Raw genomic sequence first — 25,703 nt, forward strand, 5'->3', positions numbered from 1 at the left:
ATTTTGAGAAGAGATATTCCTATTCTTTGGTGGTCTGCCAAAGATTTTTCTGTGGTCTGCCATCACTTATTGATCGCATTTCAACAGGGCTTGCCTATAAATAATTTTTCTATTTGGAATATCATAAATTTCGGTGACCGAACCCTTCTTTTTACCCTGTTCTGATATATATTTATCCAGCGCAGGATATACTTTGATAAAACCAATAAATATGGAAAGCCCGTTTTTGAGCGGAAGTTCAGCTGTTGCATAGTCTTCTGACGGTAGAACTTTTGTTTTGTACATGCATTCGTTGATAGACAAACGGTTAGTGTCTTTAGACTCAATGATGCAACCGATTTCCGAACGTAGCTTATCCTTGGCTATTTCTTTCGGATTATCATAAAAGATACCTATGCCTCTGTTGGCTTCTATTTTAAGTTTGTGCAACAAGTAATAATAGATCTTGTTGGTTATTGCTTTAGTCTGTTTATAGTCGCCTGTTACTTCTTGGTAGACAATAGTTTCTCCACCGGACTTTTGGGTACTTACTTTAATCTCGGAGAATCCGCCCAAGTAAGCATAGAGCCCCAGCAATAATACTAAAAGGATTATGATTAACATCAACAGTGTCATTTCTTCTTTTTATTAATGATAATGTTATGACCATTTTTAATGGATGCTGCAAAAGTACATATTTCCTTCTTATGTTTATGGTAAAAAAGCGACTTGTTACTTTTGTTCTCTTTCTTCATATGAAAGATACGGGATCAACTTAAAACTAAGCTCTATCCTTTTTTGTTGTTAATAGTAGGAATAACTTAAAAATTATACGATTATGAAATATGATATAGCTATCATTGGCGGGGGACCCGCTGGATATACCGCTGCCGAGCGGGCAGGAGCAAACGGATTACGTGCCGTTTTGTTTGAGAAAAAAGCAATGGGTGGCGTGTGTCTCAATGAGGGATGTATTCCTACGAAGGCATTACTCTATTCTGCCAAGATACTTGATAGCATCAAGAGTGCCCCGAAATATGGTGTCTCTGTAGATAGTGCTCCCACATTTGATATGGAAAAAATGATTAACCGGAAAAATAAGACGGTACAGAAACTGACGGGTGGGGTAAGAATGACGGTGAACTCTTACGGAGTGACCATTATAGATAAAGAAGCGGTGATAGAAGGTGAGGGTGAAAATGGCTTCCGCATCCATTGTGACGGAGATGTTTACGAGGCGACCTATCTGATGGTTTGTACAGGATCGGATACAGTGATTCCTCCTATAAAGGGGCTTTCGGATATAGATTACTGGACTTCGCGTGAAGCATTGGACAGTACCGTTCTTCCCTCTTCACTTGCCATTATCGGTGGGGGAGTAATCGGAATGGAATTTGCCTCATTCTTTAACAGTATGGGCGTCAGGGTACGGGTTATCGAGATGATGCCGGAAATTCTCGGGGCAATGGATAAAGAAACGAGTGCCATGTTGCGTGGAGACTATACAAAGAAAGGTATAAACTTCTATTTGAATACAAAAGTAACAGAAGTGAGTGATAAAGGGGTGACAGTGGAGAAGGATGGAAAAAGCTCGTTTATTGAAGCCGACCGGATATTGGTAAGTGTAGGTCGGAAAGCTAATATCACTCAGGTAGGATTGGATAAACTGAATATCGAATTACACCGGAACGGTGTAGTAGTGGATGAACATATGTTGACCTCTCATCCACGTGTATATGCTTGTGGTGATATTACCGGTTATTCACTGTTGGCACATACCGCTATCCGTGAGGCAGAGGTGGCTGTTAACCATATTTTGGGTATAGATGATTCAATGAATTATAATTGTGTTCCCGGTGTGGTTTATACTAATCCTGAACTTGCCGGCGTTGGTAAAACAGAGGAAGAATTGATGGCTAAGGGTATTTACTATCGGATACAGAAGCTCCCAATGGCTTATTCGGGACGTTTTGTTGCCGAGAATGAATTAGGTAACGGACTCTGCAAACTGATTATCGATCATAATGATCGAATTATCGGTTGTCACATGCTGGGTAATCCGGCTTCGGAAATTATTGTCGTGGCGGGCATTGCTATCCAACGGGGCTATATGGTCGATGAATTCAGAAAGAGTGTTTTCCCACACCCGACAGTCGGTGAGATTTATCACGAAACACTGTTTGCCTGATGCGTTTCATCAACAGTCTTTCAACGGATGCTGGTTTTAACTTGGCTGCTGAGGAGTATTTGCTGAAACAGGGTACGGAAGATGTATTCATGCTTTGGCAAAGTGCTCCTTCCATAATTATCGGTAAGCATCAACGGATGGAAGCGGAAGTAAATTTAACGGTAGCAGGTGAAAAACAGATCCCTGTATTCCGCCGTTTTTCCGGTGGTGGCGCAGTATATCACGATCTGGGTAATATCAATCTTACATTTATTGAGACTACCCGCCTGGCACGTTTTGAGACTTATCTGGAGAAAACGATTACAATGCTGAGTGCTGCCGGAGTGGCAGCGACGGGTGATGAACGGTTGGGTATTTATGTCGGTGGGCGAAAGGTTTCGGGCAGTGCGCAATGCGTACATCGCAATCGTGCGATGTATCATTGCACATTGCTGTATGATACGGATTTGAAACTGCTGAATACACTGCTTGCCGTAGCCCCGTCAGAGGAAAATATCAGATTACATCCTTCTGTACGTTCGGTCCGTAGTGAGGTGACGAATCTGAAAGAGTATTTTTATCCGGCTATACCTACAGATAGGTTCCGGAATTGGATTTTCAGATATTTTGCAGAGACATCGGTCTCCGAGGGATTCAACAAGGCAGAACAAACAGTCATTAAAGAGTTGCGTAGGAACAAATACAATGCACTTGATGAATAATCATAGGATGGCCTGCAATATGATGTTAATCAAGATATTCGTGTAAAGTCTTTAGCAGAAGTTCCTTGTTTACCGGTTTTACGATATATGCGTTACAACCGGCTTCAAGTGCTGCTTCTTTGTCCGAGTTGAATGCATGTGCTGTTAAGGCGATAATGGGTAGGCTTTCATTTGTTCTTCTTATCCTTCGTGTAGCTTCCAGCCCATCGAGATGTGGCATTTTCATATCCATTAATATTAGGTCAAACTGTTCTGCCTTTGCTTTTTCTACAGCTTCGATTCCGTCCATTGCCCGATGGAGGCTATAGTTGGTGTGTTTTAATAAGGCGGTTATCAGCCGGTAGTTGCTATCGATATCTTCAGCTACTAATATTTTCTTTGGCTGGGGATCTGTCAGATCATTGAATCCGGCTGATGGTTTCTGTATAGCTCTGGATGAAGAGTCGGAGTCCGAAACTTCGATAATGTCAGTCTCTTTTGTGTCAGGTTCGCAGAACTCACATGGAATCCATGACCAGAAAGTAGATCCTACACCTTCTTTTGTCTCAAAACCTAATCGTCCACCACAGGCTTCGGTAATTGCCTTACAAATAGAAAGACCTAATCCTGTACCTTGTGCAAATTCGTCTAATTTCTCAAAGCGGTGATACACACGGGGTTTATTCTCTTCCGAAATGCCAATACCTGTATCTGACACATAGAAGCGGAGCCCTCCGTCACAACGTTCATATCCCATGCGGATAGTTCCTTTGGGAGTATATTTGATTGCATTCGTCGTGTAATTCAGCACCACTTGTGCCATTCGTTTGCTATCTAATTGTACGATACAGTGTTCGTATGGATTTTCGCAGATTAGTTTCACGTCCGGATTTGTCATTCGTTGTTGTGCCGAGTGATATAGCTCATTGAAGTAGATTGCCAAGTCGAGTTTATCTATCTTCCGGTCTACAAATCCGGCTTCAATTTTCGATAAGTCAAGTATGTCGTTAATCAAGCGCAACAGCAAGTCCGTATTTGTAGTGATAATCCGGTTAAATTCCATTTTTTCTTCTTGACTTTCAGTATTCATCAGCAAGCTTGAGAAGCCGACTATGGCATTGAGCGGTGTCCGTATTTCGTGGCTGATATTTGCCAGGAATGCCGATTTTAATTTGTCCGATTGTTCTGCACGTTCTTTGGCTTCACTTAGTTCTGAGATCAGGCGTTCGCGTTCCGAAACATCGTTAAGCCGGAGCACTACACCTTCTACCTTATCATGGCTGTTAAAAATAGGTGTAGCATAGGATTCTATCAGCCGGTTATTCAAATTGAGGACATGTCGTTCTGTTTGCCGGGAAAGTATTGCTTTTTGCATTACACAATCTTCGCAGGGAGTATTGCGACCGTATGTGGATTGATAGCAGAATGTTCCTTTCTTATAAGCTTCGTTTGAGATGCTGGTGGAGCAGGTGCCCAGGTTAGTCCATTGTACTATATGGTCAGTTGAGATATAAACCAGACCGGAATTACTGTTATTGAGTATCAGTTCGTTCTGTTGATTGGCTTTCAGGAGCGCGTCATTCAGTTTTTTCCATGACGAGATGTTACGACGGAAGCCGGTATAAACCAATACTTTTCCATTTTCATCTTTCAGAAAGGGAGTACCGCTTATGATACAGTCCTGCCAGTCGGGATCGTATGCTGTTTTCACCCGTATGGGGATCTCATAAGAAAAATCCTTTCCTTCATCCATTGCATTGATATATTCGCGGACATTGGCAAGGTCTTCGAGATGATGCATTGCGCTAATATATTCTTCGGTTGGCATCAATGTATCATTGTTATAATTGGTCACCGGATCGTTATAGGATGAAAACAAACGACTCCGGTTGTCATATCGCCAGAGTACCAGGTTTGAAGCCTGTATAGCTTCATGAGATAGCCGGATGCTTTCTTCCAGTTGCTTTGCTTGTTCATACTCTTTGGTAATGTCATTCATGATAAAAACGTAATTCTGCATTTTACCATAAGAGTCGAATACCGGTGTACCGTTACAGCTGATACGTTTTATTTCATTACTGCGGTTAGTGTTGTAGAAACCTGTATTATTCACGATAGAGAAATCATAAGGAAAGTCTATTTGTATTTTCTTCTGGTGCTGAAAAGCTTCTTTCACAGCCAGTGGAATGACGGGGTTTTTCATGATTGGTATGGAGCCAAGTAACTCTTTTTTATCGGTTACTCCGAAGATTTTGCAACTACGTTCATTCAATCCTATCAGAACTCCTTCTTTGGAATATACTTCTACACCAACAGGAAGATCACCTAAAATCGCTTCGGTACGTAGGTTTTGCAGTTTTAGTGTTTCGTAAGCATCTTGCAGTGCGTTTGCCGTACTTCGTCGGTGCCTTGACATCCGGATCAGAATGACTGATAAGATAATGACGGCACAAGATGTCAGGAGAAGCAGAAGAGTTAATAAATATGTCATATCCTTGTTACTGATTTTAGTGAAAAACGTTACAGTTTAAAAACAAGTATACAAAAATACGTAATTTTTCATTAAAGCAGTATCTTGGAAACGCTTTTTTGAGCAGTACAACCTATTATTTTTGAATTTCACTTTAAAATATTCCAAAATGTTCGCTAAGAACATTTTTGTATAATCGCCCGGTGAATTTCAGGGGGAGTGATGGGGGCTTTATCAGTTACTTGGCAATCTTCTTTTTTCAAGCTATTACTTAAAAAAAACACTAACTTAAAACATTCTTTTTCAAAATCTTGTTCTACTTAAACAAGTGAAAGAATAAATAATTGTATGTATGGCAAGATTCGAAATAAAAATGCCCAAACTGGGCGAAAGTATTACCGAAGGAACCATTCTGTCATGGTCGGTACAAGTGGGTGACAGGATCAATGAAGATGATGTGCTTTTTGAAGTAAACACCGCTAAGGTGAGTGCGGAGATCCCTTCTCCCGTTTCCGGAAAGGTGGTGGAGATATTGTTTAAAGAAGGTGATACTGTGCCCGTGGGCACTGTAGTTGCTATTGTAGATATGGATGGAGAAGACTCCGTAGAAACATCGGAAACTGAAGGTTCCGCAGAAGGTACATCTGTTTCCGAAGCGGCGGAAGCTTCAAGTGCCGCGTCTGCTCCGAATGTGAAAGCGGAAACTACTGTCTCGAAAGTAGAACGTTGGTACTCACCGGCAGTGCTCCAACTGGCACGGGAGGCAAAGATTCCCCAGGAAGAACTGGATGCGATCCCCGGGACAGGTTATGAAGGACGGTTAAGTAAAAAAGATATCCGTCATTATATTGAAATGAAAAAAGGTGCTCCGGTTGCCGATGCCCTTGTTGCGGTGTCTTCAGCGGTTAAGGTAAACACTCCTGCTTCTTCACCTGCGACTCCGGTTGCTGCTGAAATGCCAAAGAAACCTGTAGCTGTGGCTTCCCAGTCCCTCAGCCCCTCTGTTTCGGACGCATCGGTAGAGGTGAAAGAGATGGATCGTGTTCGTCGCATTATCGCCGACCATATGGTGATGTCGAAGAAAGTTTCTCCGCATGTGACCAACGTAGTTGAAGTCGATGTCACCCGGTTGGTTCGCTGGCGTGAAAAGAATAAGGATGTCTTCTTCCGTCGTGAAGGGGTGAAACTGACTTATATGCCTGCTATTGCTGAGGCTACGGCACAGGCATTGGCTGCCTATCCGCAAGTGAATGTGTCTGTGGATGGATATAACATTCTGTATAAGAAACATATTAATGTCGGCATTGCGGTTTCTCAGGATGACGGAAACCTGATTGTCCCTGTGATTCACGACGCTGATCGCCTGAATCTTAACGGACTTGCCGTAGCTATCGATTCGTTGGCGAAAAAGGCCCGGGTGAATAAGCTGATGCCCGATGATATTGACGGAGGTACGTTTACAATTACCAATTTCGGCACTTTTAAGATGTTGTTCGGTACGCCGATCATTAACCAGCCGCAGGTAGCAATACTTGGCGTGGGAGTTATCGAAAAAAAGCCGGCCGTAGTGGAGACTCCCGAAGGCGATGTGATTGCCATTCGTCATAAGATGTACTTGTCGCTCTCTTACGATCATCGGGTGGTGGATGGTTCGTTGGGAGGTAACTTCCTGCATTTCATTGCCGATTATCTGGAGAACTGGAAAGAGTGACTGCTGTGTGAAACTAACTAAAAAGATTGAAAATGAAGAAATATGATATAAAAACCACTGACGAACAGACCCTCCGCAAGTGGTATCATTTGATGACCCTGGGTCGCGCTCTCGATGAGAAAGCACCCGCCTATCTGCTGCAATCCCTTGGCTGGTCTTATCATGCTCCTTATGCCGGACATGACGGTATCCAGCTCGCTATAGGGCAGGTCTTTACCCTTGGTGAAGACTATCTTTTCCCTTACTACCGGGATATGCTTACGGTTCTTTCTGCCGGAATGACACCGGAGGAGCTGATTTTGAACGGAATTTCGAAAGCTACCGATCCGGGCAGTGCCGGACGTCATATGTCCAATCACTTTGCTAAACCGGAATGGCACATCGAGAATATCTCTTCTGCTACCGGCACACATGATCTTCATGCGGCAGGCGTGGGACGCGCCATGGTATATTATGGACATAAAGGTGTTGCGATCACTTCACACGGAGAGTCCGCCACTTCCGAAGGCTTTGTCTATGAAGCCATCAACGGTGCCAGTAACGAACGTCTTCCGGTGATCTTTGTGTTTCAGGACAACGGTTACGGCATTTCTGTTCCCAAAAAGGATCAGACAGCCAACCGTAAAGTGGCCGATAATTTCTCCGGTTTTAAGAATCTCCGTATCATCCATTGCAATGGGAAAGATGTGTTCGACTCGATGAATGCCATGACCGAAGCTCGTGAGTTTGCTATTGCCAATCGTACTCCGGTCATTGTCCATGCTAATTGTGTCCGTATCGGTTCGCACTCCAATTCGGATAAGCATACGCTTTATCGTGACGAAAACGAGTTGGCTTATGTGAAAGAGGCCGATCCGTTGATGAAATTCCGCCGCATGCTATTGCGCTATAAACGCCTGACAGAGGAAGATCTCCAGCAAATAGAGGCTGCCGCTAAAAAGGAACTTGCCGCAGCCAATCGTAAGGCCTTGGCTGCTCCCGATCCGAAACCGGAAAGTATTTATGATTTTGTACTTCCCGAACCTTATATCCCTCAAAAGTATAAAGACGGGCTTCCGGGACCTGTTGAAGGAGAGAAGAGTTTTATGGTGAATGCCATCAACGAAACTCTCAAAGAAGAGTTCCGTCGTAACCCCGATACATTTATCTGGGGACAGGACGTAGCCAATAAGGATAAAGGAGGTGTATTCAATGTAACCAAAGGTATGCAGCAAGAGTTTGGTGATGCACGTGTATTCAGTGCCCCGATTGCTGAAGACTATATTGTGGGAACCGCTAACGGTATGTGTCGCTTCGACCCTAAAATACATGTTGTTATCGAAGGAGCTGAGTTTGCCGACTATTTTTGGCCAGCCGTAGAACAGTATGTGGAGTGTACGCACGAGTATTGGCGTAGTAACGGTAAGTTTACTCCTAATATAACACTTCGTCTGGCTTCCGGTGGTTACATTGGCGGTGGATTGTATCATTCGCAGAATCTCGAAGGGGCTCTTACGACTTTACCCGGTGCCCGCATCGTTTGTCCGTCGTTTGCCGACGATGCTGCCGGATTACTCCGTACCAGTATGCGTTCCAAAGGTTTCACTCTTTATCTGGAGCCGAAAGCACTTTACAACTCAGTAGAGGCTGCTGCTGTTGTGCCCGAAGAGTTTGAGGTCCCTTTTGGTAAAGCCCGTATCCGTCGTGAAGGGACCGACCTGACTGTAGTTACTTATGGGAATACGACTCATTTCTGCCTGAACGTAGCCGAACGTCTTGCTCAGGAGGGGTTGGGCAGTGTCGAAGTCATCGATCTCCGTTCGTTGATCCCATTGGATAAAGAGGCTATTTTTGCCTCTGTGCAGAAAACCGGTAAAGTATTGGTTGTACATGAAGATAAAGTCTTCTCCGGTTTCGGTGCTGAGATTGCCGCGCAGATTGCCGAAGAGATGTTCCGTTATCTGGATGCTCCGGTACAGCGTATTGGCTCCACCTTTACTCCGGTAGGTTTCAATCCGATATTGGAGCGTGCCATCCTGCCGAATGATGAAAAGATATATAAAGCAGCCAAAGAGTTGCTGGAATTTTAATTAAAAGCAAGCAATCATGAAAAAGATAGGAATATTTTATGCTGCCAAAGCTGATAAAACCTCTTGGGTAGCTGAAAAGATACAAAAGGAATTCGGTGCTTCCGCCGAGTCTGTGGCTATCGAAAATGCCTGGCAAAACGATTTTGAGGCTTATGACAACTTTATTGTCGGAGCTTCCACGTGGTTCGATGGTGAGTTGCCCACTTATTGGGACGAACTACTTCCCGAACTCCGTACTCTTCAGTTGAAAGGGAAGAAAGTTGCCATCTTCGGACTTGGCGACCAAGTGAAATATCCTGAAAACTTTGCCGATGGTATTGGTATTCTTGCCGAAGTATTTGAGAATGACGGAGCCACACTTGTTGGTTTCACCTCTATTGACGGATATAGTTTCGAACGCTCACGGTCTTTGCGGGATGAAAAGTGGTGTGGACTGGTTATTGATATTGAAAATCAGTCGGAAATGACTGATAAACGAATAAAAGACTGGTGCAAACAGGTAAAAAAAGAGTTTGAGAGCCAATAAGGACCTTTCAAGAGTAACAAAGAACTTTATTCAGAGGTAAGCTACGCAAATCCCACTAATTTCTTTGATGGATACAAAATCAGAATATTTGTGGGATTTGCGTTTATTGCTATGTTTCCTGCTCTTTTAGATGATTGAGCACAGGATGAATGTTCAAAGGAACTTTAATTAGAGTACAAATTTTACTGCTGCCCACCGATTCTTTTCCTGATGGTGTACAAATGTAAATCCGTTCTTTTCCGCTTCCTGTCGGATGACCGGAATATCATCTACATAAAATCCGCTCATATATAGCTCCGATCCCGGGTGCATGCATGCTGCATACTGTTTCATGTCATTCAGTAAGATATTCCGGTTGATATTGGCTATTACTACATCAAATGGTCCTTTTCCTGCCAAAGCCGAAGCATCTCCCTGAGAAACGGCAATATCTGTCACTCCGTTCAGTTCGATGTTCTCTATCGAATTACGTACACACCATTCGTCAATATCGATGGCTGTACAAGGTTGAGCTCCCCGCATCCGTGCAAGGATGGCCAGGATTGAAGTTCCGCATCCCATATCCAGCAAGGACTTACCGGTTAGCTCACTATCTAACAGCTCACCGATAATCAGGCTGGTTGTTTCATGGTGACCCGTCCCGAAAGCCATCTGCGGATTGATCACGATGTCATATTCCGCTTTGGGCACGTCCTGATGGAATGTACTATGAATCACACAACGGTTTCCGATCACAATGGGCTGAAAGAAATTCTTTTCCCACTCTTCGTTCCAGTTTTTATCTTCAGCTTCGGTAAATACATAAGTAATTTCCGTATCCGGTATCGGGAAGTTTGCCAGTTCAGTTTTCAGCATCTCTTCATTGTAGAGTGATTGTTGAATATAAGCAGTCAGTCCGCCTTCCCGTTCGACAAAACTTTCAAATCCGGCCTCACCCAACACGGCAGCCAGTACATCATTCACCGTTTCGGTGCAAGGATGGGTATCAAAAGTGAACTCAAAGTACTTCATAAGTGTTTTTTTATTTGCAAAAGTACGATTTAAAGAGATAGAAACAAAGTAAACATTGTTTTTATCGGGTTGAGATTTGTTAAGTTAAAGAACGGCAAAATAGGGAAATCCCTATTATTGTTTGGGGAAAATCTATCCGGTAGCGTGAATACCTTGCTTATCTTTGTAACGTGAATAAAAAGATAAAGTAACCAATAAACCACGGAAATATGAAAAAGATTGTTTTATTATCGCTGTTTGCCCTGTGCCTTCCACTGGCTGTGATGGCACAAAGCAATAATGACGACCTTTATTTCGTGCCTTCTAAGGAGAAAAAGCAGGAAGCAGAAAAGACTCCTGTAAAGAAGGTACCGGAAAAAAGGACAGTCACCACGAATATTTATACGGCTCCGGGTACTACGGTAGTGGTTCAGGACCGTAAAGGAAACAAACGCGATATGCGTGATGTGGATGAGTATAACCGCCGTTACGATGCTAAAGATAATGAGTTCGCAATGGAGGACGATACATTATATGTAAAAGAAAAAGCTGTCTCCGATCCGGATGGTGAATGGGTGAACGGGTTCAATGGCTCACAGGATGACTACGAGTACGCTGAACGCATCATTCGTTTCCGTAATCCTCGTTTTGCGGTGAGCATCAGCAGTCCGCTTTACTGGGACATTGTTTATGGAGCTAATTCTTGGGATTGGAATGTTTATACAGATGGCTTCTATGCTTATGCGTTCCCAACGTTTACCAACCGCTTGTGGTGGGATTGGCGTTATAATTCTTATGGTCCCGGATGGGGCTGGGGATGGGGCTGGTCTTCACCTTATTACGCCTGGGGAGGCTATTATCCCGGTTATTGGGGTGGCTACTGGGGTGGTTACTGGGGTGGTTACTGGGGCGGCTGGTATGGCGGCGGCTACTGGGGACATCACCATCATTATCATCCCGGATGGGGTGGTGGAGGCAGTTGGGCAGGAAGATACGATACTTATACCCGCCGTGGTTCGTCTGCTGTAAGAAGTAGCTATGGAAGTCCTTCAACTGTTCGTCGGTATGGTTCAGGTGCGGTTCGTTCCAATAGTGGTTCTGCTGTTCGTTCGTCCGGAACCTCCTCTTATAGCAGAGGACAAAATTCTGCCAGACGTGTGATTGGTACACGTGTAGTGGGAGAACGTCCGGGATCTACTACCCGTACAGATGCTTCTTCTTCACGCCGAAGCACTTATACGCGTCCAAGTAGTACACGCAGTAGTTCTTCTTACGAGGGTACTCGCGGTGGTGCTACTACCGGTTCTCCTTCTTACTCTGAGGGAGGCAGAAGGGCAAGTACTAGAAGTAGTTCTACTTATACCCGTGGCAGTTCGGCAACTCCTTCACGCAGTTATTCTAATGAAGGTACCACTCGTCGTTCGTACAACAGTACTCCTTCTCGCAGTAGCTCGTCTACGCGCAGTTATTCTTCACCATCCGGTAGCAGTTCACGTAGTTATTCTACTGGTGGCGGCGGTGGTTCTTCCCGTTCTTCCGGTGGAGGTGGCGGCTCTTCAAGAGGTAGAAGATAATAATGGAGATATTAACTTTAAAAGGCATTTGACGATGAAAAAAATAATAACTTTAGCAACTTTAGGGCTGCTGGTAGCAGCAGCCCCAATAGGTGCACAAACTGTGTACGATGCTGCCAAGATAACAGGAAAAGATCTGAATGGAACAGCCCGTTTTGTAGGAATGGGCGGTGCTATGGGGGCTTTGGGAGGTGATATCTCTACAATTGGAACTAACCCTGCGGGTATCGGTATTTATCGTAGCAATGATTTTATGACTTCTTTTGGCTTTTCTTCGTATGGGACCGAAAGTAAGTATTTGGGGAATAAATTAAGCTCGGATAAAATCCAAGGCTCTTTTGATAACCTGGGTTTTGTGTTTGCTACAAAAATAGGTAATGCAACTTCATTGCGTTATGTGAATTTTGGATTTAACTATCACAAGGCTAAGTCTTTTTATAAGAATATGAAGATGACAGGAGGACTTGGTAACAGTTCGCAGACCTATCAGATGGCCGAACAGGCAAGCGGTATATCAAAATGGGGAGATCATCCTTACGATGATCCGGAGATAGGATGGCTTTCCATATTGGGATATGACGGTTGGTTGATTAGTGATATTACAACTGATAAAATGAATGCAGCCGGCAAGCCTAATCCTCCGTATGTGGATAAAGATGGGAATCAAAGATATGACGTCAATGGTAAACCACTGTATACAACACCGGGCAATTATTATGGTATGTATGATGATGGTGTTGCCAACTTTAGCTCACAGGAACGTGGAGGAATCGATCAGTATGATTTTAATATTGCTTTCAATTTTAATGATCGGTTTTATCTGGGATTGACTATTGGAGCATATGCTGTTGATTATAGTAAGTACACTTATTATTCCGAAGCATATACAGGAGCACATGCACCACAGAATTACAACTTAAGAAGTTGGAATAAAGTAAGAGGTTCGGGCTTTGATGTAAAATTAGGTACGATTCTTCGTCCGTTCGAAGATTCTCCGTTCCGTATCGGTCTTGCTATCCATACTCCTACATTCTATAATCTGGATTATAAGACCAGTGCTTATTTGGAATCGGATGTGCTGAATGTTGAGACAGGGAAGATAGATCAGTGGTCTATAGATACGAGGGACAAGTTACCCGGAAATGGAGATATGGTACGTGAATTCCGGCTTCAGACTCCGTGGACTTACAATGTAAGTTTAGGATACACCGTGGGTACCAGTCTGGCATTAGGTGCTGAATATGAATATCAGGATTATTCAACGATGAAGTTCCGAGGACCGACCGGTTCAAGTTCAGAGTTTACGTTTGAAAATAGCACGAGACCTATGATGAAAGGTGTAAATACCCTCCGTCTTGGCCTTGAATATAAAGTGATTCCCCAGTTTGCTTTGCGTGCCGGTTATAATTACTCTTCGGCAATTTTCCATGGAGATGCTTTCAAAGATATGCCTTTTTATTCTATCCAGACAGATACTGATTGGGCAAATACGAAAGCTTTGAGCAATTATACTTTGGGTATTGGATATCGTGGATCTATGTTCTATGCAGATTTGGCTTATAAATTCTCTGCATATAAAGAAGATTTCTATCCGTTCGTAAATAAGTATGAGGAGAACAACGCAACTACGGTGCTGACACCGGAAACAACCAAGGTAACAAATACCCGTAGCCAGGTATTGTTTACTTTAGGTCTGCGTTTCTAAACAGATTCCCAAGCAATTAAATTATAACTTTTGTGTGTATAGAAATCCCCGAAGGACGATGCAGTGTTCTTCGGGGATTCTTGTTTTATCAGTACTCTATCTTATCTTCTTTCTTCATCCACTCCTCAAAAGCTTTGATTGCTTCGTCGTGAAGTAATATCTCGGATGGCAACTTCCTGTCCTCAGGTTTCAGTTCCAATTCATCGTAGATAAACGAGTCGTCGAACCCGATGTTTTTGGCATCTGTCTTGTTATTGCCATAATACATCTTGTCTAATCGTGCCCAATAGATAGCACCCAGGCACATGGGACATGGTTCGCAAGAGGTGTAAATCTCGTAACCGCTCAGGTTAAAAGTTCCCAGTTTTGAGGCGGCAGCACGGATAGCGCTTACTTCTGCGTGAGCGGTGGGATCGCACGAAGCTGTTACGCGGTTAACACCTGTGGCTACTATTTCTCCATCTTTTGCGATAACGGCTCCGAAAGGGCCTCCTCCGTTTGCTACATTTTCTTTGGAAAGCTCAATCGCTTTCCGCATTAGTTCTTCTTTGGTCATGTGATATAAAAAAATCTATCGTTGATATTGTTATCTGTTTTTTGCAAATATAAACAATAAGAACGATAGATTGTTCCTTCAAGTTAAGAAATCGGCCTATTCTTTACGGATTGACAGGTTACTTTCATCTGCCGGGATGCGGCGGCTGACCGCTGGGGGCTATTGTTACCAATACCAGCAGAGGCCGAAAGAATAAGGATAAAGTTCGGGTCCTTTCTTGTGTTCGAAGAGGCTGTAGGTAGAATAGCGCAAATAAACTCCGATATCGCCATAACCTGCCTGTGCCAAAAGGTTGATACCTATCGGATGAACATTCAGGTTATTGCTTAAATTTTCTTTATGCCCGTTTACTTTCGCCTTTGACTTAACCCCGTGGCGGATTTCTGCCTCAAGTCCGGCTGAGAAGAATAGAGGACCGTGTCCGTTACTGTGGCTAAATCTTTTTTGCCATTCCAATGTTACCGGAATGCGGAAATAGAAATAGCGTAACCGGCTTTTGCTGTAAACTTCTTCATCTGGAATCCCCGGAACAATGTTTGTGATTCCATCGGTTTGTCTGAAAGCGTAGTTGCCACCCAGACGGAAGGAGCGATATCCCCAGCCTAAGCCTGTCGTTATGCCCCATTGGCGATCACGTGAGAGCGTCAGGGAACCTTGAAACAGGTTAAAACCAATTTCCCAAGACTTATTTGCATTGACGTCCAATCCGTTCGGAGTGTTGAAATTGATACCGTCGGAGAGCCGTGTGTATCCCATATAGATCCCGGCAATATGCGGTTCAAACCGATAATAGTTCTTTCTCTTAACAAAAGGCATGGTGAATGCTGTGCGGCGTTCGGTTGTTTGTCCGTCCGTATAGATTCCTTCGAATATCTGATCGTTCTCTATCGTATCACCGCGCGAAGACTGTTCGTAAAGTTTTACCTTTATTTTCCCCTCTTTTTCTTTAATCAGGATTTTGCGTCCGTTTACGTAAAGAGTCGTGTCTTGCGAAACGCTTTCTTGAGCCATTCCCGCCATCGGGATCAGCATAAACAGTAATAAATAAATGTGTTTCATACTCTTATAATGTTTAGTTTTTCTTCATAAATAACATGGTTACCAAATCATCTGCATCCAACTCGCCTTCGATGTAAATCAAGGTAGCCGAGCCTTTTTTGCCGGTTTTGAAGAGGATGAACCGGTTGACATCTTCTTTTAGTTGGGGTAACTGATAATAGCCGGACTGTATTTGTCCGCCTGCTACTACTTCCTTTACTTTCCTGGCCTTTCTCTTGTCGGCTTCCAGGCAGTTGAGAATATCGGGCAAAGCTTCTTCGACGTCTTTAAAAACAAGGCTTTTATAGAGAGTCATCTGATAGGTTTCCAGCATCTCATTGGATAACTCTACCATAGTCACTCCTTTCTGTTTGCCGTATTTCTGGAATACGGAAGCTATTTGCAGTCCCTGTTGTGCTCTTACCATGCCCGAGGCAACGGTGAGCAGCAGGACAATCCATGTGGTGCGAATGACTTTATTCATACATCGTTTCTTTTATTGTTTTCTTTTTTTATTCGGAGAATAGCGTGGCAAACACTTCCTCTTCGCTGATACTGACATCACGGAATGCTACCATGGCCTGTTCGCGCACCAGTCGGGTGTCGGTATAGCATTTTCCGTCGATGATTACATAATTTCCGGTAGAGGTGCTGAAATGTTGGTTGAGGCCGGCGATACCCAGCACAATCAACATTCCGGCAGCTATTCCGCTGAATATGTATAGCAGACGGCGGCGCAGAGGAACGGAAGTTTTCGGAACTCCGGAGCCGGCAATCTTGCTTTGCCGGTTCTCTTCGCTGAAGAAAGCAAACATCGGGCCATACATCTGCAGATGTTCCGGTACGATGCCCTGAGTGAAAAAACGGCGGAGCTCACGTTCTTCCTCACAGTTGGTTTCCCCTTCAAAATACTTGTTCAATAATTCTTCTATATTCATGCTTCGTTTCTCCTTTTTCTTTGTTGTATGGTTTGTTGGTAAATGTCTCTCACTTTTTTCCGTGCCCTGCTTAGGTTGCTGCGGATGGCTTCGGCACCGCATCCTGTTATCTCGGCGATTTCCTCGTTTTCATACTCTTCAACATCTTTCATCCTCAGGATGGTTTGTTGCAGAGGTGGTAGCGTGCCGATTATTTCGCGCATCAGGCGGAATTCGTCTTTCTCTTCCAGTAAGCGTTCGGGGGTGGCAGACGGACTGGCAGCTTGTACGCTGTCGAGCGATAGGTTGTCCATATGTTTTCCCCGCCAGATGTCCATACAGGTATGGTGCGTCATTGTCATGGCAAGTGCTTCAATGCTGTGGTACTCGTCCAGTTTCAGGCGGAGGTTCCATAGTTTCAGCATTACTTCTTGCACGGCATCTTCAGCATCCGAATGGTCATCGGTCAACTTCCGCGCATAATTAAGTAATTTGTTGCGGAGTGGAAGAACGGCTATTTTGAATTGTTTTAGTTCCATTTACATAAGCAAGACGGAAGAGGAAGGAAAACGTGACATGGAAAAGATAAAAAAAACGATGAACTAATTATCAGCGCTGAACGATCAATGATGAATGGTGCTTTAATAGGCCGAAAGCATAAGGAAAAAACAATCTCTATTGTTCATCAGTCATTGTTCACCGTTGATCGTTCAGCGTGGATGATTCATTCATCGTTCAAAACGTTTATCGTTTAGATCTTTCCAAGTATTTTATCCATGACCCAATTGGTAGTTGTGGCACTTTCGCCGTCACAGGAACAAGTCGATTTTCCAAGAAGATGGTCTACCACGGCTTGAATCAAAGGCTGCTGCACGTGTTCGGGGTTTTCTACAACTATTTCTTCACGTCCTCTTTCGGTGTGAAGGGCAATCGGGTCATAGGTGAATACGGAGAAACAGATCATGCCATTATCACCGATAATCTCAATGCGGTCTTCGCGAGCCGAATCATGGGCAACGAAGCACCATGAACCGCTTCCTACCAGACCGTTGTCGAACTGGAAACAAGCACTCAATGTATCTTCTGCTGGATAAAGTCCCCCACGGTTACTCTTATATCCGCTGGCTTCAAGAATACAACCGAACATTTCCTGTAGAAGATCGATCTGGTGGGGGGCAAGGTCATAAAAATATCCTCCTCCGGCAATGTCTGCCTGTACACGCCAAGGCAGGTTCTCTCTGTTGTAATCCAGGTCGCGTGGGGGTTGAGCGAAACGGATCTGTACGTTAATCACATTTCCGATAATTCCTTTGTCTACCAGTTCCTTGACTTTCATAAAGTAAGGCAGATAACGTCGGTAGTAAGCTACAAAGCAAGGCACTCCTGTCTCTTGAGAAATACGGTTGATACGGGCGCATTCTTCGTAAGTTTGTGCCATTGGCTTTTCGATATATACCGGTTTTCCGGCTTTCATGGACATGATGGCATAAGTGGCGTGTGAAGAGGGAGGAGTGGCTATGTATACGGCATTTACATCCGGGTCGTCAATCAGCTCCTGTGCATCGTCATACCACTTCGGAATGTTCCGTTCTTTGGCATAAGCTTTGGCCTTATTGCCGTCACGACTCATGACTGCTATGACTTTGGAACCTTCTACTTTCTGAAAGGCAGGTCCGCTTTTGTATTTGGTTACTTCTCCGCAACCAATGAATCCCCATTTTATAATCTTATCGCTCATATCTTTTTTATTTATCCATCCGCAAATATACTCAATTCTGCTGAAAGCGACGAATGATTTACAGTTATCATAATAGAGACTCTCTGTGCCCGTTTCTTAGTTTACATTCTCCGGTTGCACAACTCCGTATGCTACCAGTTGCGCAACTGGTAATCGTAGTCTTTAAATGAATTGGAAAGAAGGGGAGGGAGTTGTTACTGCTTTCCGTAGTATTTACGATAGATGGCCTGATATTCACCTTTCTTTCGGAAGCCGGACAGCCATGTATTCAGGCTGTCGAGCAGAGCAGGGGACTGCTTGCTGACTCCCCACGAGTAAAATTGGGTGAAACTGATGGCGGTATTAATATCGAGTTGAGGCAATGAATCTGCGGCCATCCGGGCTATACTCTCGTCGCATACGGCAAAATCGATATCTCCATGCGCAACCATTGCGATCAGTTGTTCGGAACCATATTTTGCTACTTCGTTTACGTAGATTGTATCACCTATTTCATTGCTGAGGTTGTGTATCCGAAGAATGGATGGAGAACCTTTTACGACGTTCAGTGTTTTGCCGGCCAGGTCGAGTTGGCTTCTGATGGCAAGCGAGTCGTTTTCTTCGGCTTTGCGTTGCACCAGGACTTGTTTGCTCAAGATAATGGGTGAGGTGAGGAGCAGGGAGTCTTTCAGTTCACTTGTTGTCGGTATACCATAAGCTACTACGTCATAGGTGCCATTGGCCAATCCTTCCAGCCGTTGGTTGAAACTCATCACCGGGGAGACCTGTACTTGCAAGCCCTTGTCACGGGCAAATGCCTCTATCAGTTCATAATGAAATCCCGAAACGGTATCTCCATCCACATAAAAACTGATGGAGTTATATTCCGTGGCGGCATGGAGGATGCCGCTTTCTTCGATCTCTGCGTAGTCGCGCGGATGTCCTTGCGGCTTCTCTTTACGAGGCCAGAATGTGACAACGAGGGCTGATATCAGTCCTAATACTACATATCTCAGATATTTAGGCTTCAATAGATTCATGGTAGCGATTAATCGTAGAAGTTCCAGGAAACACCGATCTTAAACAGGCGCGGATTGATGGGATAGTGGGGCGACAGGAAGTAATTCGAGTTACCCATTCCCTGATTGACGTGATACATCATTGCGAAAAGACGCGTGCGTTTCAGTTGCAGGTTGGCATATACATTGATGATGGGGTAACCGCCAATCTTTACCTGATCGTCTTCCGGTTGCAGATGAAACTGCTGGATGGCCGGGGTATATGCCGGGGCATAATACTTGGTAAAATAGCGTACATCGGCTCCCAACTGCACATGAAGCACTTTTTTCGCCAAGGTTGTCTGGATGTAGAAATTATGGTAAAGTGAAAGCTCCGGTAAGGGCAATACGGTAGTGTTGCTCGACTTTTGCCAGGTCACTTCATTGTCCAGATGGAAAATACCCAATCGGAAATTCTGCGACAGAGTGGCGGAAAGCACCTGAATATTACCGTCATTCTGCTGAGGGAGTGCCTTTTGATTGAAGTACGTATAGTTTTTAATATTTTCTACTCCGGCTTTCAGGTGGGTCTGCCAATGCTCGATGTTCAGCTCGCCTTCCAGGCGTGTGCGGAACTCTTTGTCCATATTGTCATTATCCCAGTAGAAGTATTTAGAATGATAATGACGCATATAAAATGCCGGAAGGGTATTACTGATTGATCCACGGGCAATAAAGCTGACCGTATCTTTCCATAAGCGGAAGTTCAGGTCGAGATCGGCATTGACACGGAACTGCCCAATCGCTTTATCCAGAATACCTACTTCGCCCATGGCACGGTAATGGAGCGTTTTTCCCTGACGTTTGGCCAATTCACCCCCGACAAAAACTTCGTGTTCACTGTATTTATCTACACTCACGGAGTCTCTGTCCATTAGCCGGTAATTGCTTAGCTTATGTGAGATAAAGGCAGTCAATCCGGCTTTGGCATATTTATTAAAACCTTCAAGCAAAGCGATTCCCAATGTATTTTTTACTCCGATATAGCTGGTAGAGTCATTCACCAGCTTATTGCCCGGCTGGATATACGCTTCCGGGTAGATTTTGTACAATTCGTCCTCCGAAGTGAACTGGTGGCGGGCACGTTCCACTTTCATTGTATGGATGAAGCTGGTAACCGGAACAAATTCCGTCTTTTCCGTACTGGTGGTATCGTCTTTGGCTTTGGCCACTTCACGAGTGAATCCCAGTTTGTAACGTTGGGTGAGGAATATGTAAAAGTCCTTGTTACGATTGGCACTTTTGCTTAACAGGGTGGGAATGTTCTGTGATTCATATTCCTTTTTTCCCTCTGCCATTTCTTCCGGGCGGGTGATATAACGGTCATCGGTGATACCGCCGTTTTCATTCATCTTTAGATAGTTGTTGCTATAAAGCAATGTCGCTTCGTAGCGGTCGCCTATATAACTTCCGAAGAGTGCGGCATTAAAGAAAGAAGTGTTTTGATTGTTGTAATATCCCCGTCCGTACAGATAATCGAAATTGAAACCAAATGCCAGTTGTTTGTTTACATTTACTGAGAAATAGGACTTAAATCGCTCCTCTCCGTTCACCTTATTGCCGGCTTTATAGTAGGTAAGATTGGTGAAAGGTACGTTACTGTTGGTAAAGTTGAATTCGTCAGGACGGACAAAAAAACTGGAGAATGGCTCCATAAAAATGGTCGGTTCTGCGTCACGGCGTTCGAAAAAGAGACGTGACAGGCGGGGAGAACCTAAGTTACCCAGATAATTATAATGCCCTCTCAGGCCTTCCACTAAATTGGTGTTTTGAAACATGTGGGTTGCCGTATCAGCGGGTATTTTCTGGATTGTTCCCAGGTTTTCGCTGACATGCCACATATAGAGTTTTGGGGGAAGTCCTTGTATTTCAACGTCTGTACTGTCCTCATGCACCCGCATGGCCGGGTCTATCTGGTTACCGTTGGCATCTCTACCGGTACGGGGATCGACTTGTTGTGTAGGATTGAACTGTGCCTGTGCGGTCAGTAAACCTACGACAAGGAGTATATATGTAAGTAGGATTCGTCTCATAATTAGCCGCAAAGATACTTATTAAAATGAGAATTGAGAATTGAATTTTAAAAATTATCCGGTTTCCCGGGCTGTGGCATAGCTAATAATTTTTAAATTTCGATTCTCAATTCTCGGTCGGCTTAAACCTCTCTGATCAGTTCCATACCTTTTTTGATGGCTTCTTCATTCATCGGAATCAAGTGATGGTGACGTTCGGGTAATGTTTTCTTCAGGCCTTTCACTACATTCTCTAATGTAACGATGGGGCGAAGCTTCAGTAATCCTCCCAGTACAATCATGTTGAATGCCTTGGCATTGTTCATCTCGTTGGCCGCGTCCATTGCGTCGATGCGGTATACTTTGATATCTTTGCGGGTAGGAGGGTTAATGATTCCGTATCCGTCATAAATCAGGATACCTCCCGGTTTCACACGGCTTTCGAACTTTTCAAGTGACGGCTGATTCAGAATGATGGCTGTGTCATATTTACTCAAAATCGGTGAGGATATTTTGTCGTCGCTTACAATGACTGTAACGTTGGCTGTACCGCCACGTTGTTCAGGACCATAAGCCGGCATCCAGGTCACTTCTTTGCCTTCCATCAGTCCGGAGTAAGCTAAAATCTTTCCCATAGACAGTACACCCTGTCCACCGAATCCTGCTATAATTATTTCTTCTTTCATCTTAATAATATTAAATTATTATTTATCTTTCAGGTCGCCCAAAGGATAGAACGGGAACATGTGTTCTTCCATCCATTTGTTGGCTTTCTCCGGAGTCATTTTCCATCCGGAACTACAGGTTGAAACGATTTCTACCAAGTTGGAACCTTTTCCGTTCATTGAGTTCTCGAATGCTTTACGAATCGCTTTTTTAGCTTTTCGGATGGCGGGAACTGTTTGTACCGATTGGCGGGTTACGTAAGCTGTACCTTCCAGTTGAGCAGCGATTTCAGTAATCTTCAGCGGATAGCCGTGGAGTTCCGGATCACGTCCGTAAGGGCAGGTAGCCGTCTTCATTCCCATCAGGGTTGTAGGAGCCATTTGTCCTCCGGTCATACCGTAGATGGCGTTGTTGATGAAGACAATCGTAATATTTTCACCACGATTCAGTGCATGGATGGTTTCTGCCGTACCGATGCAGGCAAGGTCGCCGTCTCCCTGGTAAGTAAATACCAGGCGGTCAGGCCAGAGGCGCTTGATGGCTGTGGCAAGCGCGGGTGCACGTCCATGGGCAGCCTCTTGCCAGTCGATGTCAAGGTAATTATATATGAATACAGCGCAACCTACAGGTGAGATACCGACTGCTTTGTCTTCCAATCCCATTTCCTCAATTACTTCGGCAATCAGTTTATGTACCACGCCGTGGCTGCAACCCGGGCAATAGTGCATGCCATTGTCATTCATCAGAGTCGGTTTTTTATAAACCAGATTCTCGGGCTTGATTATTTCTTCTTTCGTCATAACTTCTTTTTTTATCTTTAAGTCACTGAACTTATGGTTTTAAGTTCGGAGGTTTTAAGTCTCACGGATTTGAAAACACAAAAACTCAGAAACTTATCTGTTGGTGAACCGTATAAAAAACTCCATCAGCTTGACAAAGATTGCCGCGCCGCATACGTAGATAAACACCTTAAAGTCATCCTTCGCTACGAAGTAGGTGATAATAGCCGCTAGGGCCAATATCATAAACAGTATGTTCAATACGTTTCTTATTTTATCGGGATTCATCGTACTGTAGTTATTTGATTAATTGTTCTTTCAATGCAGTTACTATTTCGTCCGGGTCAGGAACAATGCCTCCCAGGCGGCCGAAATGTTCTACTTTCACTTTTCCGTTTACCGCTAAGCGGACGTCTTCTACCATCTGTCCGGCGTTCAGCTCAGTTACCAGCATACCTTTTACCTTATTGGCATACTCGGCAATTGCTTTTGTCGGGAACGGCCATAAAGTGATGGGACGAAGCATACCGACTTTAATGCCTTCTTCACGTGCCAGCTCCATGGCTTTCTGACCGATACGTGCCATTGAGCCAAAAGCTACGATCAGATATTCTGCATCTTCGCAGTCTATTTCTTCGAAACGTACTTCGTTTTCTTCAATTACTCTGTACTTCGCCTGGAAGCGCAGGTTGTTCTTTTCCATCTCTTCCGGACGCAACTCCAGTGAAGTAATGATGTTGGGCTTGCGGTCTTTCGTCTTTCCGGTAGAAGCCCAAGGACATTGTGCTATGACTTCTGCTTCCGTACGACGAGCTTTGGCGGGAGGAAGAACGACTTTTTCCATCATCTGTCCGATGACACCATCTGCAAGGATGATTGCCGGATTGCGATATTTAAACGCAAGCTCGAAAGCGAGTCCGACAAAATCTGCCATTTCCTGAACAGATGCCGGAGCCAGTGCGATAAGTTTATAGTCGCCATGCCCTCCTCCTTTCACTGTCTGGAAATAGTCTGCCTGACTGGGCTGGATGGTACCCAATCCGGGACCACCGCGCATCACGTTCACGATCAAACATGGAAGTTCGGCACCTGCCAGATAAGAGATGCCTTCCTGTTTCAGGCTGACACCGGGGCTTGATGATGAAGTCATCACCATTTTGCCGCTGCCGGCACCGCCATAAACCATATTGATAGCTGCCACTTCACTTTCTGCCTGAAGAACTACCATACCGGTAGTTTCCCAGGGTCTCAGTTCGGCAAGAGTTTCCAACACCTCCGATTGCGGAGTAATAGGATATCCGAAGTATCCGTCGGCACCACAGCGGATGGCCGCATGGGCGATGGCTTCGTTTCCTTTCATTAATACAACTTCTTCTGCCATATTCTTTTCTTTTATTCTACTTTAACTTTATAAACAGAGATACATCCGTCCGGGCATACAGTTGCGCATGAACTGCATCCGTTACAGGTATCTTCAAGAATCTGCTGGGCATAATTATACCCTTTTACATTCACCTCTTTGGCGAGGGATATTACGTTGAGCGGACAAGCTACCACACACAGGTTGCACCCCTTGCAACGCTCCGTGTTGACTACGATTGCTCCTTTGATTTTTGCCATAATCTGTCTTTATTACGTTTATTGATTATACATATCTTTATTGTAGAAATTTAAAATATCCATCACCATCTTGCGTGCCTGGAGAGCCGGGCTGTCGGGATTGAGTTCGATGGCGGATTGATAATTGTTGAGAGCTTTTTGCCAGTCTCCCAATTTGCGGTAAGCATTTCCCATCAGATAGTAAGCTTCATCTTTTCCGACTGGTTCAGTCCGGAGAAATTCGTCAAGTGCCTGAAGCGCCTTTTCTATATCTCCTTGGTTGATAAGCTCTTTGATGGTTTTCAGTTGATCCATATCTTTTGATTTTCCGGATTATTGAGTCACAAAGATAGCTTTTTATCTTTTAACCTGTTCATCTCTATTGTGAAAAATAGGAAAACCGAAAAAAATAGAGATCTGAGTATAGTATGCCTCTTTGTCAATCTGATACTCTTTTGATGTGTTTGTAGGTATTTGTAGCTCCTACTGTTTACAATTCTTTGATTATATCAGACTTTTGAAGAATTATGTTTTTTATATCTTAATGTGCTTAATTTAAGGTATTCTTATCACTTGGTAATCAATGAACTTCTTCTTCCGGGAAATGTATTACGGGAGTTTTATCCGGAAGGTGCTTTGAAAAGCGAAGCGGAGATTAAAGAAGGAAAACGTCATGGTCGTTACCGTGAATATTACGAAAATGGTAAACTGAAATTCCGTGGGAAGTATGCAAATAATCAACCTAAAGGTACGTGGAAATACTATACTGAAGAAGGTGAGTTTGAACGTAAGGAGAAGCACTGATAGAGAAGTATGCCGGATTGCCTGTAAATAGAAGAGGGTGTGTCGAAACTCACCACCGAGGACACAGAGTAACACAGAGATGATTTTAAGTTGTTGATTATTAGCAAAAAAAAGACTCTGTGCTACTCTGTCTTACTCCGTGGTGAAAAGAGTTTCGACACAGCCTCGTATTATTATAAGAATTGGCGTTCTACTGATATGAGACCGTATGGTTTTACTTTACCGGGATCTTATCAATACGTTTTTGATGGCGTCCGCCCTCAAATTCAGTCGAGAAGAACTCCGTCATAATCATGTCCGCTTCTTCGGTACTGATATAACGGCCGGGCATGACCAGTACGTTTGCATCGTTGTGCAGGCGTGCCATGTGTGCAATTTCTGCTGACCAGCAAAGTGCCGCACGTATACCTTGATGTTTGTTAAGTGTCATACTGATACCGTTTCCACTGCCACAAATGGCAATTCCCGGATAGCATTCACCGGCTTCTACAGCCAGAGCCAGCGGGTGGGCAAAGTCGGGATAGTCACAGCTGTCTGTCGAGTATGTTCCAAAGTCTTTGTATTCCCAGCCTTTTGCTTCCAGCCAACCTCTTACATATTCTTTTAATTCAAAACCGGCATGGTCGCAACAAATTCCAATTTTCTTCATTTTTCTTTAATGTGCT

General features: G+C 44.1%; 24 protein-coding genes and 3 pseudogenes. 9 read left to right on the top strand and 18 right to left on the bottom strand.

Annotation, left to right across the window (positions count from 1 at the left end):
• Nucleotides 1-66 precede the first annotated feature (66 nt).
• On the bottom strand, nt 67-603 hold the full coding sequence (locus G7Y45_RS10405; RefSeq protein ID WP_233481130.1) for a hypothetical protein: 537 nt from the start codon (nt 601-603) through the stop codon (nt 67-69).
• Nucleotides 604-817: 214 nt separating this feature from the next.
• Between G7Y45_RS10405 and lpdA the strand changes: the two genes are divergently transcribed.
• On the top strand, nt 818-2,167 hold the full coding sequence (gene lpdA, locus G7Y45_RS10410; protein ID WP_165015360.1) for a dihydrolipoyl dehydrogenase: 1,350 nt from the start codon (nt 818-820) through the stop codon (nt 2,165-2,167).
• The gene (locus G7Y45_RS10415; protein WP_005809098.1) at nt 2,167-2,868 is read left to right on the top strand and encodes a lipoate--protein ligase family protein; all 702 of its coding nucleotides are present in this window, start codon (nt 2,167-2,169) and stop codon (nt 2,866-2,868) included. Before lpdA ends, G7Y45_RS10415 begins: the two co-directional genes overlap by 1 nt.
• Nucleotides 2,869-2,893: 25 nt before the next feature.
• On the opposite strand, the gene G7Y45_RS10420 is transcribed toward G7Y45_RS10415, so the two are convergent.
• Nucleotides 2,894-5,338: a PAS domain-containing hybrid sensor histidine kinase/response regulator gene (locus tag G7Y45_RS10420; RefSeq protein WP_165015363.1), complete on the bottom strand. Its 2,445-nt coding sequence runs from the start codon at nt 5,336-5,338 to the stop codon at nt 2,894-2,896.
• Nucleotides 5,339-5,690: 352 nt separating this feature from the next.
• On the opposite strand from G7Y45_RS10420, the pseudogene G7Y45_RS20150 reads away from it, so the two are divergent.
• The 4 genes and pseudogenes from G7Y45_RS20150 to G7Y45_RS10435 form a co-directional block, all read left to right on the top strand.
• Nucleotides 5,691-5,837, top strand: a pseudogene (locus tag G7Y45_RS20150) (biotin/lipoyl-containing protein); the annotation flags it as partial.
• 198 nt (nt 5,838-6,035) lie between these two features.
• Nucleotides 6,036-7,028 (top strand): annotated as a pseudogene (locus tag G7Y45_RS10425) (dihydrolipoamide acetyltransferase family protein); the annotation flags it as partial.
• Between the two features lie 32 nt (nt 7,029-7,060).
• A complete protein-coding gene (locus tag G7Y45_RS10430) occupies nt 7,061-9,097 on the top strand; it encodes a thiamine pyrophosphate-dependent enzyme (RefSeq protein WP_005819279.1) in 2,037 nt (678 codons plus the stop codon).
• A 16-nt stretch (nt 9,098-9,113) separates the two neighbouring features.
• Nucleotides 9,114-9,623, top strand: coding sequence for a flavodoxin (locus G7Y45_RS10435; protein WP_005776411.1), 510 nt, complete (start codon nt 9,114-9,116; stop codon nt 9,621-9,623).
• Between the two features lie 168 nt (nt 9,624-9,791).
• Here the strand turns inward: G7Y45_RS10435 and prmA are convergent, their stop codons facing one another.
• Nucleotides 9,792-10,634 carry a 50S ribosomal protein L11 methyltransferase gene (prmA, locus tag G7Y45_RS10440; protein ID WP_165015369.1) on the bottom strand — a complete coding sequence of 281 codons (843 nt, stop codon included), beginning with the start codon at nt 10,632-10,634 and terminating at the stop codon, nt 9,792-9,794.
• 209 nt (nt 10,635-10,843) lie between these two features.
• Between prmA and G7Y45_RS10445 the strand changes: the two genes are divergently transcribed.
• Nucleotides 10,844-12,187: a hypothetical protein gene (locus tag G7Y45_RS10445; protein ID WP_005809090.1), complete on the top strand. Its 1,344-nt coding sequence runs from the start codon at nt 10,844-10,846 to the stop codon at nt 12,185-12,187.
• Nucleotides 12,188-12,221: 34 nt separating this feature from the next.
• The gene (locus G7Y45_RS10450) at nt 12,222-13,892 is read left to right on the top strand and encodes an OmpP1/FadL family transporter (RefSeq protein ID WP_032531876.1); all 1,671 of its coding nucleotides are present in this window, start codon (nt 12,222-12,224) and stop codon (nt 13,890-13,892) included.
• A gap of 88 nt (nt 13,893-13,980) precedes the next feature.
• On the opposite strand, the gene G7Y45_RS10455 is transcribed toward G7Y45_RS10450, so the two are convergent.
• From G7Y45_RS10455 to G7Y45_RS10515, 14 genes are all read right to left on the bottom strand, one after another.
• Entirely contained in the window at nt 13,981-14,448 is a 468-nt protein-coding gene (locus G7Y45_RS10455) for a nucleoside deaminase (protein WP_032531877.1), read from the bottom strand.
• Nucleotides 14,449-14,613: 165 nt separating this feature from the next.
• Nucleotides 14,614-15,507: a hypothetical protein gene (locus tag G7Y45_RS10460; protein ID WP_032531878.1), complete on the bottom strand. Its 894-nt coding sequence runs from the start codon at nt 15,505-15,507 to the stop codon at nt 14,614-14,616.
• Nucleotides 15,508-15,520: 13 nt separating this feature from the next.
• A complete protein-coding gene (locus tag G7Y45_RS10465) occupies nt 15,521-15,970 on the bottom strand; it encodes a DUF6108 family protein (RefSeq protein WP_005809082.1) in 450 nt (149 codons plus the stop codon).
• Nucleotides 15,971-15,998: 28 nt separating this feature from the next.
• Nucleotides 15,999-16,424 (bottom strand): hypothetical protein, encoded by a 426-nt coding sequence (locus G7Y45_RS10470; protein WP_032531879.1) that lies wholly within the window; start codon nt 16,422-16,424, stop codon nt 15,999-16,001.
• Nucleotides 16,421-16,942, bottom strand: a complete 522-nt coding sequence (locus G7Y45_RS10475; protein WP_032539793.1) for an RNA polymerase sigma factor — start codon at nt 16,940-16,942, stop codon at nt 16,421-16,423. The genes G7Y45_RS10470 and G7Y45_RS10475 overlap by 4 nt, the downstream gene beginning before the upstream one ends.
• Before the next feature lie 212 nt (nt 16,943-17,154).
• Nucleotides 17,155-18,141, bottom strand: coding sequence for a Gfo/Idh/MocA family protein (locus G7Y45_RS10480; protein WP_032531880.1), 987 nt, complete (start codon nt 18,139-18,141; stop codon nt 17,155-17,157).
• Nucleotides 18,142-18,335: 194 nt separating this feature from the next.
• Nucleotides 18,336-19,160 (bottom strand): transporter substrate-binding domain-containing protein, encoded by an 825-nt coding sequence (locus G7Y45_RS10485; RefSeq protein ID WP_005809076.1) that lies wholly within the window; start codon nt 19,158-19,160, stop codon nt 18,336-18,338.
• 8 nt (nt 19,161-19,168) lie between these two features.
• Nucleotides 19,169-21,211: a putative porin gene (locus G7Y45_RS10490; protein WP_032531881.1), complete on the bottom strand. Its 2,043-nt coding sequence runs from the start codon at nt 21,209-21,211 to the stop codon at nt 19,169-19,171.
• 122 nt (nt 21,212-21,333) lie between these two features.
• Nucleotides 21,334-21,876: a 2-oxoacid:acceptor oxidoreductase family protein gene (locus G7Y45_RS10495; protein WP_005776426.1), complete on the bottom strand. Its 543-nt coding sequence runs from the start codon at nt 21,874-21,876 to the stop codon at nt 21,334-21,336.
• An 18-nt stretch (nt 21,877-21,894) separates the two neighbouring features.
• A complete protein-coding gene (locus G7Y45_RS10500) occupies nt 21,895-22,656 on the bottom strand; it encodes a thiamine pyrophosphate-dependent enzyme (RefSeq protein ID WP_005776427.1) in 762 nt (253 codons plus the stop codon).
• Nucleotides 22,657-22,749: 93 nt separating this feature from the next.
• Complete coding sequence (locus G7Y45_RS20050) at nt 22,750-22,881, bottom strand: hypothetical protein (protein WP_255632431.1); 132 nt, start codon at nt 22,879-22,881, stop codon at nt 22,750-22,752.
• Between the two features lie 52 nt (nt 22,882-22,933).
• The gene (locus G7Y45_RS10505; protein WP_005776431.1) at nt 22,934-24,016 is read right to left on the bottom strand and encodes a 3-methyl-2-oxobutanoate dehydrogenase subunit VorB; all 1,083 of its coding nucleotides are present in this window, start codon (nt 24,014-24,016) and stop codon (nt 22,934-22,936) included.
• 11 nt (nt 24,017-24,027) lie between these two features.
• Nucleotides 24,028-24,255 carry a ferredoxin family protein gene (locus G7Y45_RS10510; RefSeq protein ID WP_165015373.1) on the bottom strand — a complete coding sequence of 76 codons (228 nt, stop codon included), beginning with the start codon at nt 24,253-24,255 and terminating at the stop codon, nt 24,028-24,030.
• Between the two features lie 18 nt (nt 24,256-24,273).
• Entirely contained in the window at nt 24,274-24,549 is a 276-nt protein-coding gene (locus tag G7Y45_RS10515) for a tetratricopeptide repeat protein (RefSeq protein ID WP_005776433.1), read from the bottom strand.
• A 285-nt stretch (nt 24,550-24,834) separates the two neighbouring features.
• Here G7Y45_RS10515 and G7Y45_RS10520 point away from each other — a divergent pair.
• Nucleotides 24,835-25,038: pseudogene (locus tag G7Y45_RS10520) on the top strand (hypothetical protein); the annotation flags it as partial.
• A 214-nt stretch (nt 25,039-25,252) separates the two neighbouring features.
• Here G7Y45_RS10520 and rpiB read toward each other — a convergent pair.
• Nucleotides 25,253-25,687, bottom strand: a complete 435-nt coding sequence (rpiB, locus tag G7Y45_RS10525; protein WP_005776435.1) for a ribose 5-phosphate isomerase B — start codon at nt 25,685-25,687, stop codon at nt 25,253-25,255.
• Nucleotides 25,688-25,703: the final 16 nt, after the last annotated feature.

This window comes from Bacteroides sp. ZJ-18, from assembly GCF_011038705.2.
Lineage (GTDB): Bacteria > Bacteroidota > Bacteroidia > Bacteroidales > Bacteroidaceae > Bacteroides > Bacteroides hominis.

Excerpts from the sequence above, each read along its gene's own strand:
- G7Y45_RS10405 (WP_233481130.1), bottom strand. The coding sequence starts at position 603 with ATGTTAATCATAATCCTTTTAGTATTATTGCTGGGGCTCTATGCTTAC.
- lpdA (WP_165015360.1), top strand. The coding sequence starts at position 818 with ATGAAATATGATATAGCTATCATTGGCGGGGGACCCGCTGGATATACC.
- G7Y45_RS10415 (WP_005809098.1), top strand. The coding sequence starts at position 2,167 with ATGCGTTTCATCAACAGTCTTTCAACGGATGCTGGTTTTAACTTGGCT.
- G7Y45_RS10420 (WP_165015363.1), bottom strand. The coding sequence starts at position 5,338 with ATGACATATTTATTAACTCTTCTGCTTCTCCTGACATCTTGTGCCGTC.
- G7Y45_RS10430 (WP_005819279.1), top strand. The coding sequence starts at position 7,061 with ATGAAGAAATATGATATAAAAACCACTGACGAACAGACCCTCCGCAAG.
- G7Y45_RS10435 (WP_005776411.1), top strand. The coding sequence starts at position 9,114 with ATGAAAAAGATAGGAATATTTTATGCTGCCAAAGCTGATAAAACCTCT.
- prmA (WP_165015369.1), bottom strand. The coding sequence starts at position 10,634 with ATGAAGTACTTTGAGTTCACTTTTGATACCCATCCTTGCACCGAAACG.
- G7Y45_RS10445 (WP_005809090.1), top strand. The coding sequence starts at position 10,844 with ATGAAAAAGATTGTTTTATTATCGCTGTTTGCCCTGTGCCTTCCACTG.
- G7Y45_RS10450 (WP_032531876.1), top strand. The coding sequence starts at position 12,222 with ATGAAAAAAATAATAACTTTAGCAACTTTAGGGCTGCTGGTAGCAGCA.
- G7Y45_RS10455 (WP_032531877.1), bottom strand. The coding sequence starts at position 14,448 with ATGACCAAAGAAGAACTAATGCGGAAAGCGATTGAGCTTTCCAAAGAA.
- G7Y45_RS10460 (WP_032531878.1), bottom strand. The coding sequence starts at position 15,507 with ATGAAACACATTTATTTATTACTGTTTATGCTGATCCCGATGGCGGGA.
- G7Y45_RS10465 (WP_005809082.1), bottom strand. The coding sequence starts at position 15,970 with ATGAATAAAGTCATTCGCACCACATGGATTGTCCTGCTGCTCACCGTT.
- G7Y45_RS10470 (WP_032531879.1), bottom strand. The coding sequence starts at position 16,424 with ATGAATATAGAAGAATTATTGAACAAGTATTTTGAAGGGGAAACCAAC.
- G7Y45_RS10475 (WP_032539793.1), bottom strand. The coding sequence starts at position 16,942 with ATGGAACTAAAACAATTCAAAATAGCCGTTCTTCCACTCCGCAACAAA.
- G7Y45_RS10480 (WP_032531880.1), bottom strand. The coding sequence starts at position 18,141 with ATGAGCGATAAGATTATAAAATGGGGATTCATTGGTTGCGGAGAAGTA.
- G7Y45_RS10485 (WP_005809076.1), bottom strand. The coding sequence starts at position 19,160 with ATGAATCTATTGAAGCCTAAATATCTGAGATATGTAGTATTAGGACTG.
- G7Y45_RS10490 (WP_032531881.1), bottom strand. The coding sequence starts at position 21,211 with ATGAGACGAATCCTACTTACATATATACTCCTTGTCGTAGGTTTACTG.
- G7Y45_RS10495 (WP_005776426.1), bottom strand. The coding sequence starts at position 21,876 with ATGAAAGAAGAAATAATTATAGCAGGATTCGGTGGACAGGGTGTACTG.
- G7Y45_RS10500 (WP_005776427.1), bottom strand. The coding sequence starts at position 22,656 with ATGACGAAAGAAGAAATAATCAAGCCCGAGAATCTGGTTTATAAAAAA.
- G7Y45_RS20050 (WP_255632431.1), bottom strand. The coding sequence starts at position 22,881 with ATGATATTGGCCCTAGCGGCTATTATCACCTACTTCGTAGCGAAGGAT.
- G7Y45_RS10505 (WP_005776431.1), bottom strand. The coding sequence starts at position 24,016 with ATGGCAGAAGAAGTTGTATTAATGAAAGGAAACGAAGCCATCGCCCAT.
- G7Y45_RS10510 (WP_165015373.1), bottom strand. The coding sequence starts at position 24,255 with ATGGCAAAAATCAAAGGAGCAATCGTAGTCAACACGGAGCGTTGCAAG.
- G7Y45_RS10515 (WP_005776433.1), bottom strand. The coding sequence starts at position 24,549 with ATGGATCAACTGAAAACCATCAAAGAGCTTATCAACCAAGGAGATATA.
- rpiB (WP_005776435.1), bottom strand. The coding sequence starts at position 25,687 with ATGAAGAAAATTGGAATTTGTTGCGACCATGCCGGTTTTGAATTAAAA.